The sequence below is a fragment of the Bradyrhizobium sp. USDA 4506 genome, from assembly GCF_054058795.1.
Genome location: NZ_JBSSBM010000002.1, coordinates 2,141,970 through 2,154,364 on the forward strand (window position 1 = coordinate 2,141,970; position 12,395 = coordinate 2,154,364).

The window sequence follows — 12,395 nt, forward strand, 5'->3', positions numbered from 1 at the left end:
ATGACCAGCCCTCAAACATCCGGCCCAACGCCGCCGCATCCGCTCGAAGGCGCTCTTTCCGGTGTCCGATTGGTCGACTTTTCGCAGATCGCCGCCGGCCCTCTCTGCACCATGCTGCTGGCTGATATGGGGGCCGACGTTGTGAAGATCGAGCCGCCGGGCGGCGATATCAGTCGCACCTTGGGTCCGAATTTTGTCGGCGGCGAGAGCACCACGTTTCTTTCGCTCAATCGTAACAAGCGCAGCGTCGTGTTGGATCTCAAGTCCGAGCGAGGGCTGACGGAAGCCCACAACCTCATAGCAACCGCCGATGTGCTCGTGGAGAGCTTCCGCCCCGGTGTCGCTGCAAGGCTCGGCATCGGTTACGCGCAGGCGAGGGCGCTTAATGCCAAGCTGATCTATTGCTCTGTATCTGCCTATGGCCAATCCGAGCCCGGGAAACCTGGTGTCGACGGCGTCCTTCAGGCCGTCTCGGGCCTGATGAGCATCACAGGACTTGACGGACAGCCGCCCACAAAGCTTCAAGCCCCGGTGGTGGATATGGTCACCGGGTATCATGCAACGATTGCTATCCTCGCCGCCCTGCTCAAACGTGGTATCGGCACCGTTCCCTCCCATCTGGATATCAGTCTGTATGCCTCAGCTCTGCTCCTTCAGCAGGTGCCGCTGACGGAGTTTCTTATCTCGGGCGAGCTACCCAGGCGCAGCGGAAGCGGCGCACCCTATGCGACACCAAACGAGGCTTATGAGACGGCTGATGGCTACATTATGGTCGCTGCCTATCAGCAGGAGCATTGGCGAAAGCTTTGCCGCGTGATTGGGCGCCACGAGCTTGCAGATGATGAGCGGTTCGCCACGCTTCCAAGACGTATGGAGAACCGCGAGGAGCTTACCCGGGAACTGGGACTGACGTTCCGCTCGAACGACAGCGCGTCCTGGCTTCACCTCCTGGAAACTGCCGATATCGTCTGTGGCCCGATCGCAGATTATCTGCACGTGCAGACGTCCCGGCGCTTTGCAGACGCGCGCATTGTCGCGTCGGTAGACCATCCTCGTGCCGGCGCGGTTGAAATGCCGGGATTTGCGATCGGTGGTCCAGCCCTGGCCGTTCGGATGCCGCCACCAACCTTGGGCGAACACAACGATCTCCTCCGCCAAAGCGATGCCCGCTTCGCCGGTGCCGAGAGCCGGTGATGGATCTGCATAATCCGCTGCTGCAGTATCTGGGAGTTGGCTTATCCGAATGGACTGCAGGAGGCTGCAGGTTCTATCTCGATGTTCAGCCGCGTCATCTCAATCGACAAGCCAGCCTTCAAGGCGGTGTAATCGCGACCCTGCTCGACGCTGCATGCGGCTATGCCGGACTAACTCCCGAAACCGAGGGAGCCCAGGATCATGCGGTGACGGTCATGTTGACGATCAGCTATCTCGCCAAAGTCGATAGCGGACGAATATTTGCAGCTGGTCGATTAACTCACATGGGCAGACGCCTGTATTTCGCTTCGGGTCAGGTGTTCACTGCCGAGAACAAGATTATAGCGAGCGCACAAGGAACTTTTCGGCGAAGCCAATAAGGCGGTGGCCGCTCTCACCAGACCTGCAGTCCGAAGTTCTTTAATATTAATCTGCATGAGCGCAGCTACGTTGCTCCAACCGACCTGTGCGCGAGACTGGATGAGGTCGTGCGTCTTTGACTGATGTGGGAGTGGGCAGTACCGTTCCCCACGCCACCAATACGTTGCCGAAGAACCATGGCAGCATGCATCGGCGGGAGGTAACTTGACTTGCTTTCCGCGAATTGACGGTATCGGGAAAGGCACAGCAGTCGGAGATCAAGCGAAAGCCGCACACCACACAGGCCCATATATTGGGGCCTGGCCAATCGACTTCGATAGTCGCTGGAACGACGGCTTGGCTGCGGCGCCGAAATTTTCCTGTGAATTCAAGATCGAAAAGTTAGGGCGGATATGCCGTCGGGATTTGTCGGTCGGTTTTGAGAGATTGTGCTTGCAACTCAACGCGGTAGTGTTGTCCTAAATGATTGAGTGGGAGTAGGGGGAACGGCTGCTACCGGGTGGTTTTGCGTAGGTTTGGGTGGGGCAGTTCTCCACTTCCTTTCATCGCCGGGCACTGTCCAAAGTTGTGACTTCCACTTACCTGATCGCGGTCGGACCTTCATCCTGCTTTCGCGAGGTGGGTATTGTGGCGCATTGCAGCGTGCAGAAAGGTCGGAGTTTGGTGGGCCCAAGCATCAGTTGAAGGAAGGCAGCTCTTGGCGCAAACCGGACGCTCGGCCGGTCCCGCATGTCTCAGAAGGTCCAAAAGCCGAAATGATAACCATCGTCAGACGGCCCGGTGTTGATACCCTAGTGAAATAGCTGCCACCGTGGTCACGGCAATGAGAGCGATAGTTACGAGCGCACCTGAAACATAGAGAATGGTTCTGATGCTGCCGCCTTTGGCGGCGTTGCCGCCGCGCAAATAGACCGCAAGATGGATCAGACGTATTGCGATATAGATCCAGACGAGCGTTGCAAGCGTAGCGGGTCCAACCCCCGTCACCATAGCCAATACAGCCGGAACCGCAAAAGGCATCAATGCCTCCACCGTGTTCATGTGAACGCGATCGATGCGGTATAATAGATTGTCGTCATCCGCTGGAAGGACAGGTCCGGAGAGTGCCCCCGCTCTGCCTTTGGACGATCCTGAATAGACCGCCAGCAAAATTGACGAGAGGCACAGAACAAGCACTCCGACAATGCTAAGCGAGTAGGCTGCCATGTGGGCCTCCGCAATCACCATGACGTCGGCCGCGAGCATCACACATCACGGGCAATGCGCTCTACGAACCGTTTCAGATAGAGCGGCCAGCCCTGATCGCCCTCGACTCCGTCGCGCACGCCTTCCCAGCCTTCGCCATGACGTTCGAGGTGACGGTGCTCAAGCTCCAACCGAGTCCGGCTCGGCGACTCGGCAATGAATCGCACCTCCCATTCACTGGTCTTGTCGGGATCGCTTTCGATCTGCCAGCGCGGGCTGATGTCCCAGCTCAGAAGGACGCGATTCGGCGGCTCAAAAGCCAACACACGCGCCCAGCGGCATTCGCTGCCATCGACACCCCGATCATAAACGTGCCCCCCAACTCGGGGTTCGAACACAGTCTCTGCGACGGGGACGGAGAGCAGATTGTGCTCGCGAGGCTTGAAGCTGCCGAAGTCTTCAGTGAAGACCTTGAACGCACGCTCGATAGGCGCCTCGACCACGATAGATTGTTTGATGGGCGCGGCCGATACACGTTTAATCATTGCTGGTCCTCCACTGATTTTTCGACGGCCACTTTGTAGGCTGCCAGTGTGCTGCTCCAGAACCGGTCAAGCCAGGCGCGCATCTGGCCGAGCCCCGCCGGATCGATGTGATAAATGTTGCTGGCCCCCTTTGGCTCGGCACGAACCAAACGAGATTCGCGCAGCACCTTCAGATGCTGGGAGACGGCTGACTGGGAGACCGTCAGCTCTCGAGTGAGCTCAACGACGGTGCGAGGCCGCGCGCCCACCAGTTCGAAAATTCGTCTGCGAGTGGAATCGCCCAGAGCGGCCAATTGCACGCTGTCTTTAGCCATGGCTGTCCGACGCCATATAATTAGTTATGACTAATGATTAGCGTGAACTGATGATTACGTCAAATGGAGATGTAGCCAAACTTTCGCATACCGTTCACAGGCAGGTCATGACCCGGAACTTCGCCACCCCCGCGCCGCAGCGGCGACGACGGCGAGCGTGGCCTTGGCACCGTCCGCCTCGCCCTTCTCGAAGTCGCCTTCGGTCTGCGCCATCGAGTTCGTGACGTGAGCGAAGCAGACGATCGAGTTGCCGCTCGTTGTGCCGAAAGCGTAGAGGGCCGCAGCTTCCATCTCCACGGCGAGCGTCCCCAGATCGCGCGCTCGCGCGATCGCCGCTTCGGTCTCGCGATAGGGAGCATCCGTCGTCCAGGTCGAGCCCCGATGCAGTTTCTCCGGCAGCGATCGGCCCGCCCGCTCGACGCGATCCAGAAGCGACAAGTCGGGTGCCGCGGCGAAAGCCGAGCCAGGCAGGTAGTGATAACTCGTCCCCTCGTCGCGCAACGCGCGGTCGATCAGGACGAAGTAGGGAGTCGGTCCGATGGGATTGATCTGGCCCGCCGAGGTGACGCTGACGAGCAACCCGCAGCCCGACGCGAAGAGCTGCTCGGCGACCAGGACGGCGAAGGGGGCGCCGACGGCGCAGCCGACGATCCCGACCTCGCCGATGCCGTCGAGATCGAAGGCAAGAAGCTCGGTATGGTAGCAGGCCCAACCTTCGTGGACGCGGCCGGCACCGGTCCGCTTGAGGTGACGGACGACGTCACCGTCCGGATCGAGCACGCAGATTTCGGGCACTGCGACGAGCGGCAACTGTCTCTGCCGGCGCGCCTCCCTCAACAGGGATTCAGGCCGGAACACCGAGGGCGCCTTGTGATCCTTTACGCCAACGATCGGCCACGCGGATTCCGCGCGATGCGGCTTATCATCCATGATGCACCTGACGATCTGTCTCAAGCCGCGGATTCGACCGGCAGGCCGGCGGCTTTCCATTCCGGGTAACCGTCCTCAAGACGGCGAACGCGATAACCGCGCGCTCTCAGCGCCGACACGGCTTCGAACGAAAGAACGCAATAGGGCCCGCGACAGTAGGCAATCACCTCGCGGCCCTTTGGCAGTTCGCCGAGGCGTCGTTCCAGTTCGGCAAGCGGGACGTTGAGCGCACCTGGTAGATGGCCGAGCGCGAACTCATCCTCGGGCCGCACATCGAGCAACGTAACCAGGTCGTCCCGTAACCGCGCGACCAGGTCGTCACGCGAGACGGGCTCAAGCGCATCACGGGCCTGGAAGTAATCGGTCACAACACGACCGATCTCGGCGACATTCCGTTCACCTACGCGTCCCAGCGCTTTGATCAGCGTGACCACTTCGGCATCGCCGGCGAGACGATAGAGAATATGTTTGCCGCGACGCTCGGTCTCGACAAGACGCGCGCGCCTCAGGATCTGTAGGTGCCGCGACGTGTTGGCGAACGTCAGATGTGCCCGAGCGGACAGCTCCTCGACAGTGCGTATCCCCTGCGCAAGGTGCTCCAGGAGCTCAAGCCGGTGAGCGTGGCCGAGCGCCTGCGCCACCTGGGCAAGGTTTTCATAGATCGCCTGTTTCGGTCCCGAGCTTGACACGGCGCTCCTTCAATATATCATTCAGCAGATCGATTGAATGTATCTAGCGTTTCTCACGAGGGAGTGCAAGTCCATGATTCTCCGCCAGTTCTTGCATAGCGATCCAGTCGGTATCTCCTACCTTTTCGGCTGCGGCGGCAAAGCCGCAGGCGCCGTGGTTGACCCGGTCGGTGACATCAAGCCCTACCTGAAGGCCGCCGACAATGCCGGCATGCGGATACGTTTCGTCATCGACACGCACGTCCATGCCGACCACCTGTCGGCGGGCCGGGCTCTCGCCGCCGCGGCGGGCGCCGAGTACGTGCTTTCTGCTCAGGCCGGCGTATCGTTTCCGTACAAAGGCGTGAGTGACGGCGAGGTTCTTCCGCTCGGCAATGTGTCGGCAACCGTGATGCACACGCCGGGTCACACGCCCGAGCACATCTGCGTCCTTGTGACAGACCGAACGCGCGCCGACGAGCCTTGGTTCGTCTTCACTGGACACACCCTCATGGTCGGCGATCTTGGCCGTACCGAACTTGCCGTGAGCGCTGAGGAAGGTGCGAGGCAATTGTTCAGGAGCGTACGAAGGCTGAAGGAGCTTCCTGACTACATCGAGGTGCTGCCGGGTGCCTATGCAGGCTCGGTCTGTGGTCGGCGGCTAAGCGGCAAGCCATCGTCCGCAATCGGCTTCGAGAAACGGCACAATCAGGCGTTCATGATCGAGGACGAAGCCGAGTTCGTTCGGTTCATGGTCGCCGAGATTCCGCCGGCTCCTCCGGAAGCCGCGAAGATCAGGGCTGCCAATTCAGGCGCGGCCGCCGCCGCGGCCTGATCCATGAGCGACGCGTTATCCGCGCCACAAGCGGCCACGTCGGTCAGGCTGGGACTGAAGGAGAACTGGCCGCAATTCGCGCTACTCGTCCTGATCAACGCTTTCGTCGGCGGCATGGTCGGGATCGAGCGCACCGTCGTGCCGCTGATCGGCGCCGAGGAATTCAGGGTCGAGACGACCACGTTTGTCATGTCCTTCATCGTGAGCTTCGGCGTCGTGAAGGCGTGCGCCAACCTGATATCCGGTCAACTCGCCGACGCCTGGGGACGCAAGCGCGTTCTGATCCTGGGCTGGCTCGCCGGGCTGCCGGTGCCGTTCATGATCATGTGGGCGCCAAGCTGGACGTGGGTCATCGCCGCCAACGCACTTCTCGGCATCAACCAGGGTTTTGCCTGGTCGATGACCGTGATCATGAAGATCGATCTGGTTGGGCCGAAGTCGCGCGGTCTCGCGGTGGGGCTGAACGAATTCGCCGGTTATCTTGCGGTGGGCGTCACCGCCTATCTCACCGGATACATTGCGTCGGAGTACGGGCTGCGGCCGGCACCCATCTATCTCGGTGTTGCCTACGCGATCCTCGGCTTTGCTATCTCGATCCTGCTCGTGCGCGACACGCGTGAGCACGTGCGGCTCGAGATGGCGGGACACGCCCGGCAAGCGGCTCCGATCAGCTTCAAGGAGATATTCCTCCTCACCTCGTTTAGGGATCGCAACCTATTTGCGGCTTCCCAAGCTGGGCTCGTCAACAATCTCAACGACGGCATGAGCTGGGGTATCTTCCCGCTGTTCTTCGTGTCCTTTGGGCTCTCGGTCGAACGCATCGGCATATTGAAGGCGGTCTATCCTGCGGTCTGGGGCATCCTGCAGATCGCGACGGGCCCTTTATCGGACCGCTGGGGCCGCAAGGGCCTGATTGCAGGCGGCATGTGGATCCAGGCCGCGGGGTTGTTCCTGACGGCGGCAACCAGTCATTTCGAATGGTGGCTCGTCGCCAGCCTGCTGCTCGGAATTGGCACGGCGATGGTTTATCCGAGCCTGATCGCCGCCGTGTCCGACGCATCGCATCCAAGCTGGCGCGCGCGATCGCTCAGCGTTTACCGCTTCTGGCGCGATCTCGGCTACGCGATCGGGGCGCTGTCGGCCGGCCTGATCGCCGACCTGCTCGGCATGGCCTGGGCGATCGGAACGATCGGCGCGCTCACCTTCCTGTCCGGGGTGGTCGTCGTTGTCGCCATGGAGGGCAGACCCGGAGCACGACAATGAGCGAAACCTTCCTGGGACGCTGTCTCTGCGGGGCGGTGCGTTTCGAGGCGCGTGGCCGACCAAAAGGAATCTTCTGGTGTCACTGCAATAGCTGCCGTCGTCATTCCGGCGCTCCAGTCAGCGTGTTCGTCGGATTCGAAAACTACGCCGTCACGGTGACCGAGGGTACCATCACGACGTTCAAATCATCGCCGGGAACCACGCGTGGCTTCTGTTCCCGCTGCGGCTCGACGCTGACATGCGCTACCGAGTATTTTCCGACGGAGACGCACTATCACGTCGGCGCCTTCGACCGGGCGGCGGAGTTGCAGCCGGGCAAACATTTTTTTGCTAATGAGCAACTGCCTTGGTTGCACCTTAACCGCACCGAGTAAGGCACGTGACCGCGACTATGCAGCCGATCTACGCGCAGGAACCGAGAGCGCGCTGCTGGTAGTCGGGCTTGGGGCGGCCTGCGCACTGGCCGCGGATCTTGCGCCCATGAACCACGTCCAGGCCCTGCGCGATCGATTATGGCTGGCGCTGCAAGACAGGTTTGGTGAAGGCGTCGCGCTCAACGGCCACCCCACGCATCGCTTGCCCAATACTCTCAACGTGTCGTTCGTTGGCAAAATAGGCGCGGACATCCTTGCCCAGCTACGCGATGTCGCGGCGTCGACAGGTTCGGCGTGCCATTCGGGGCAGATCGAACTCTCACCGGTTCTCGCGGCCATGCGCGTGCCCGAGAGGACCGGAATGGGGGCGATCCGCTTCAGCCTAGGAAGGCAAACGACAGTCGACGAGATCGACCAAGTCGTCGCACGCCTGGCCGCAAGCGCGGCGGTCTGATGGCTTCAACTACCGCTTCGTCGCCAGCACAAGAGCCGGCCGATTCGCGCTATCCTCCGCAGGGTGGATGTCCATGCCGGCGCGTTCGAGCGCTGCGGATACATCGACGAGCGCGGGGAAGCTGTAGATTTCCGGTGGGAAGGACGCGATCGCTTTCGCGTCTGCGTTCGTCCGGAACAGCAATCCCAGGCGCCCACCCGGCTTCAGCACGCGAGCGATCTCGCGCAGCGACGTCTCGATATCCTTCCAGAAATAGAGCACGTGGACGCACTGGGCCTTGTCGAACATGTTGTCAGGAAAAGGTAGCGATTCCGCGCCGGAATGGATGACGTCCACGCGAGCGGATTCGATGAGCCGCCGGTTCCGCTTCTTTGCGATCTCGACCATCAGCTCAGAGGAATCCAGCCCTACAATGTGGCCCCGCGGAGCTCGCGCAGCTAATTCCGTCAGGCTGCGGCCATGACCGCATCCGATATCGAGCACATGATCGGCCGGTTCGATGCCGAGCGCATTCATCGCGCGAAGATTTTGGCTCCAGGTTTCGCGCGCCATGATGAAGGCGATTAGCCGGCCCGAGAGGCCTCGCGCATTTCGCGCGTGTTCGGCGATGAACTGTGGACGTCGCATCTGCCTTCCCTTGGACTCAACATCCTCATAGCAGAATGCCTTAGCTCTGCAGAAGCGGCTCGCCGAAATTGAAATGCGGCTAATCGTTTTTGAAAACACTGCCATAGATCAATGCGTTGGACGCCGTCTGAGGCGATGCGTCCCGCGACCGGCTAGCTGCGTGCGGAGTGGGCAAAGCACCGCGTTGGCATTTTCCGAGCATTAGCCGGCGATTACGATCCGCCAATGCCAGGTCCGCGATGGTCACGAACCGAACTGGCGGGGTGGGCGGCTTTTGAATGCGGAGCGGACCTGTATGGCTGGCGCACAGCAGTGGGAGGAGCGCCGCCAGGACTGAATGTGTCTTCCTGATCTCTGACAGTATCTGAAGCTCTGTGCCAAGGCGAGCTGTGTTAGTCTCGATTGCGCATGCGGCGCGCCATTCAGTCGATAGACTCCGATAGGTAGCGGAATTGCTAGTGCTTGTGGGGAACAAAATTTTTCTGTGAATTCAAGACGAAAACATTGCGGCGGGTATACCGTCGGCATCAGTCCGTCGTACTTGAAAATGTGTGCTTGCAAATCAACGGCGAAATGTCGCTCGAAACGATTGAGTGGGAGTAGTGCTCCCAGCGGTTATCGGCGAGATTGGAGTAGGTTCATTCGCGTACTCGATGGATCTGGCCTGTTGCCTATTCGACTTAACTCCGGGGAAGCAGATGTCCAACAGACGTTCCGCCGAGGGAGTAATGCGGCGTACTATAGCGTGCGAAAAGGCGAGAGCCGGACTTGGGCGAAGCAGGGGACCGGGCGCGCGCCGTTTTGAACAAACTGAAGATAATAAACTGTAGCGTCGGGGGCGCCTCGCTCCCCCGCGACCATGTCTGCGATTTTGTGCGCCAGCCTACGATTTTCTACGATAGCGTTCGTTCGATGGGGGCGCGGCGATCGGTTCAGGCGCGGCCGCTGTTCCAAGCGGCACTTACTCGGACCGGGATTCTTCGCGGTTTAGTTGGAAGAAACGACGATCGGTATCTGGCGAATATCGGCATTCATGACATTGCCGTTTAGCGTAATGGCTGCGAACATCGTGTAGCGGCCGACCGGCAACCGGTTCTTGAAATCGAATTGGAACGAGGAGCTTTCGCCAAGAGGGGCAGCGCCGGCGAGCACCACACGCTTTTGATCGTCGACGACTACGAACCGGCATTCCGGGGGCATTCGTTTCAGCACATCCGGTGGTATGGATGAGAGCGGTACGCGCTTAAGGCGGTACCTGCGCTGAAACTTGTCGATCATTTCGACGTCACCCGACAATCGGACCCCATCGTCGGTTGAGTCCACGGCAGTGATAAATCCGCGACGCGGGATCGCGTAAGAGTCATAGGAGCCCACGCCCAGCGGGTAGCTCAAATCCCTGAACGCAGAGAGCACGGCGCTGTCTTGCGACCAACTCTTGAGCTGGTAGGGACCGTTGGTCACCAGAAAATGGCCATTGGCCTTGTAGAAGGCCGAGAGCGCCGCCCACCGCCTGCGTGCCTCGTCAACGCCGACGAGCGGGCGCAATGCTTCGGGCCGAAAACCGTCACGCTCGAAGCTCTCGGTCAAGGCCGCGAACCGCGCGTTCAGCGCTTGCGAGCGGACGAGATCTAGCCATTCGACGCCGCGGCGAGTGGCTTCCGTCTGCGAGAATGCCGCCCAGTTCCCACTGACCGCTTCTTCCATCAGAACGAGAAGATGCCAGGGCAGCGTGCTCCAGGGCGGCGCCGGGACCGCCTCTCGCTCCGGGCTCGTCGGTGCGCTGGTCGTATAGACCTCGATCGTGAACACTTCACGGAGGAAGTCGACGTCGCCGACCCTGATTGATTTGGATGCGGTTTCGCTGCCCACGACCCGCAATCCGGCAAGCTCGCGACGTATCGGCGCAGTCGCTGTATCGATTGATTGATCGTAATGCGTCTCACGACCGTCGCCGCGAGTGCCCCAGCGGTATGCAAAGATGTAGGGGTAGAGCAGATCGGCTGCCGTCATCTTCGTCCCGTCGTGGAACGCGGAGCCGAGCAGACGATAGATCAGTTTCGCCCTGGCGAATTTGCCGGGGCCGATGACCTGGAGGCGGCCGCTGTCCTGGTCAGGCAGCACCGCGTCCGCGGGGATTGCCACCATGTTCTCTGCCACGGCCGTTGGTTGCGCGGAGGGCCTGCTGCGTTCGACGATCGGCTCGGCTAGGATTGACAGACTGATGCAGGTGTAGACCACCATGAGCGCGGTTAACGGAATCTGCGAGGCCAACGCGAGCTTGCGCGCGGCAAATATCTGCATCGCCTGCACATGCGCGAGATAGACGGCCGCGATGTGCCCGAGCAGAACGGCCGCGACTGCCGTGTACCAGGCGAAGCGGGCGCCCACGATGGCAATGTCGGGGCGGTAACTCGCGGTCCCAAACAGGTTCCAGCCGTAGCCGAAGGGATCGGAAAGCAGCGGAATGATGTATTGCCCCTGGACCAGAAAGTATACGAGGTAATGCGCAAGGTGATAGCCGAGTGCGATCGGGATCAGCGTGAGGGCGAACGTCTGGGCGATCTGCCGTGATGAAAAATGCCGCTCCGTCACCGCGCTCATGACGATGCTCACCATCCAATAGGCTGATAGGAACAGGAGCCAGAACCCAACCAGGCCGATGCTTCGCAGTGCCACTGAGCCGAGCTCGACGACATCAGATAAACGCGCGATGATCGCGGATTCCGCGACCGACCATTCGGGAGTCGCAATCAGGCCGTCGTAAAGAACGCTCGAGAGGAGAAGCAGTACGAATGCCATCATCGATGGCGAAACCTGCTCGCGACCGGTCAGGCCCGTTCCAAATCGTCGCAGCAGAAATTGGGGTTTCGGCCGGGCGGTGCGGATCTCCGTCGGCGCCAAGCGGGCGAAGGTGCCGAATATGACGGTGAAGAGCTCGCCGTGGCGCAGCCAGGTCTCGCCGCCGAACAGGAACATGCCGGCCCAGGTCAGCACTGAATAGCCAAGTGCGAAGGAGGCTATGTGTGACGGCACGGCAGGCGTCGGATAGACGAGTTCGGTCCAGGAGAAGGCCAGCAGCAGGAGCACGGCGGGCCAGATGCCGAGTGCATGGGGATAGGTTTTGTCGAGCGCAAGATTGCGGCCGCAAATGTGCCTGTAGACCGTTTCCGCTGCGTCGAAGACAGTCCGCCATGGATTGATGAGCGGCCAGATATCTCCGACGAGGGCCGATACATAGGCGAGGCCGACCCAGGCAATGATCCAGACGAGGGTGGGCGCGAGGTTGCGGTAAGGATTTTGATCGCCGAGAAAACCCGCCAGCAGCATCGCGGCAAACAGAACGAGAGCGCTTAGCTTGAGCGGAACGCCAAACGCCGCGAGGGCTCTTCCGGGCCGATAATCGAACAGATCGACGCGCGAATGGGCATGCGTCGGCGGTGCGCTGCGCACGAACAGTCCGACGATCACGAAGGAGAACACGACTGCGGCAGCGGCGCCGGAGAGATAAAGAGACAACGGCAGGGGGAGGTCATAACGCTGGCCGAAGCCGTGCGCGCCGGCCGGTGTGACGCTCAGGAGCACGGCCACGCCTGCGAACAGCCAGCATCGAGCCGTTATCGAGCAC

General features: G+C 60.8%; 13 protein-coding genes. 6 read left to right on the forward strand and 7 right to left on the reverse strand.

Translation table 11 applies throughout. From position 1 onward, the window contains the following. Together ACVIHF_RS12100 and ACVIHF_RS12105 are read left to right on the forward strand one after the other, a co-directional pair. Positions 1-1,194, forward strand: coding sequence for a CaiB/BaiF CoA transferase family protein (locus ACVIHF_RS12100; RefSeq protein WP_456780730.1), 1,194 nt, complete (start codon positions 1-3; stop codon positions 1,192-1,194). Further along, positions 1,194-1,574 (forward strand): PaaI family thioesterase, encoded by a 381-nt coding sequence (locus ACVIHF_RS12105; RefSeq protein ID WP_456780729.1) that lies wholly within the window; start codon positions 1,194-1,196, stop codon positions 1,572-1,574. Before ACVIHF_RS12100 ends, ACVIHF_RS12105 begins: the two co-directional genes overlap by 1 nt. 769 nt (positions 1,575-2,343) lie before the next feature. Here ACVIHF_RS12105 and ACVIHF_RS12110 read toward each other — a convergent pair. The 5 genes from ACVIHF_RS12110 to ACVIHF_RS12130 form a co-directional block, all read right to left on the reverse strand. After that, positions 2,344-2,781 (reverse strand): MAPEG family protein, encoded by a 438-nt coding sequence (locus tag ACVIHF_RS12110; RefSeq protein ID WP_456780728.1) that lies wholly within the window; start codon positions 2,779-2,781, stop codon positions 2,344-2,346. A 38-nt stretch (positions 2,782-2,819) separates the two neighbouring features. Then, entirely contained in the window at positions 2,820-3,305 is a 486-nt protein-coding gene (locus ACVIHF_RS12115) for an SRPBCC family protein (protein ID WP_456780727.1), read from the reverse strand. Beyond that, complete coding sequence (locus ACVIHF_RS12120; RefSeq protein ID WP_183231859.1) at positions 3,302-3,619, reverse strand: ArsR/SmtB family transcription factor; 318 nt, start codon at positions 3,617-3,619, stop codon at positions 3,302-3,304. Before ACVIHF_RS12120 ends, ACVIHF_RS12115 begins: the two co-directional genes overlap by 4 nt. A 105-nt stretch (positions 3,620-3,724) precedes the next feature. Further along, positions 3,725-4,549 (reverse strand): nucleoside phosphorylase, encoded by an 825-nt coding sequence (locus ACVIHF_RS12125; RefSeq protein WP_456780726.1) that lies wholly within the window; start codon positions 4,547-4,549, stop codon positions 3,725-3,727. 20 nt (positions 4,550-4,569) lie between these two features. Then, positions 4,570-5,238 carry an ArsR/SmtB family transcription factor gene (locus ACVIHF_RS12130; RefSeq protein ID WP_253610460.1) on the reverse strand — a complete coding sequence of 223 codons (669 nt, stop codon included), beginning with the start codon at positions 5,236-5,238 and terminating at the stop codon, positions 4,570-4,572. A 73-nt stretch (positions 5,239-5,311) separates the two neighbouring features. Between ACVIHF_RS12130 and ACVIHF_RS12135 the strand changes: the two genes are divergently transcribed. From ACVIHF_RS12135 to ACVIHF_RS12150, 4 genes are read left to right on the forward strand one after another with little or no spacing between them, the layout of a single operon-like run. Next, the gene (locus ACVIHF_RS12135) at positions 5,312-6,052 is read left to right on the forward strand and encodes an MBL fold metallo-hydrolase (protein WP_456792140.1); all 741 of its coding nucleotides are present in this window, start codon (positions 5,312-5,314) and stop codon (positions 6,050-6,052) included. Positions 6,053-6,055: 3 nt separating this feature from the next. Further along, entirely contained in the window at positions 6,056-7,315 is a 1,260-nt protein-coding gene (locus ACVIHF_RS12140) for an MFS transporter (protein ID WP_456780724.1), read from the forward strand. Then, complete coding sequence (locus ACVIHF_RS12145; protein ID WP_456780723.1) at positions 7,312-7,689, forward strand: GFA family protein; 378 nt, start codon at positions 7,312-7,314, stop codon at positions 7,687-7,689. The genes ACVIHF_RS12140 and ACVIHF_RS12145 overlap by 4 nt, the downstream gene beginning before the upstream one ends. Then, a complete protein-coding gene (locus ACVIHF_RS12150; RefSeq protein ID WP_456780722.1) occupies positions 7,649-8,143 on the forward strand; it encodes an aminotransferase class V-fold PLP-dependent enzyme in 495 nt (164 codons plus the stop codon). Before ACVIHF_RS12145 ends, ACVIHF_RS12150 begins: the two co-directional genes overlap by 41 nt. 9 nt (positions 8,144-8,152) lie before the next feature. Here the strand turns inward: ACVIHF_RS12150 and ACVIHF_RS12155 are convergent, their stop codons facing one another. Both ACVIHF_RS12155 and ACVIHF_RS12160 read right to left on the reverse strand, forming a co-directional pair. Continuing rightward, positions 8,153-8,770, reverse strand: a complete 618-nt coding sequence (locus ACVIHF_RS12155; RefSeq protein WP_456780721.1) for a class I SAM-dependent methyltransferase — start codon at positions 8,768-8,770, stop codon at positions 8,153-8,155. A gap of 987 nt (positions 8,771-9,757) precedes the next feature. Continuing rightward, on the reverse strand, positions 9,758-12,358 hold the full coding sequence (locus ACVIHF_RS12160) for a hypothetical protein (protein ID WP_456792141.1): 2,601 nt from the start codon (positions 12,356-12,358) through the stop codon (positions 9,758-9,760). Positions 12,359-12,395: the final 37 nt, after the last annotated feature.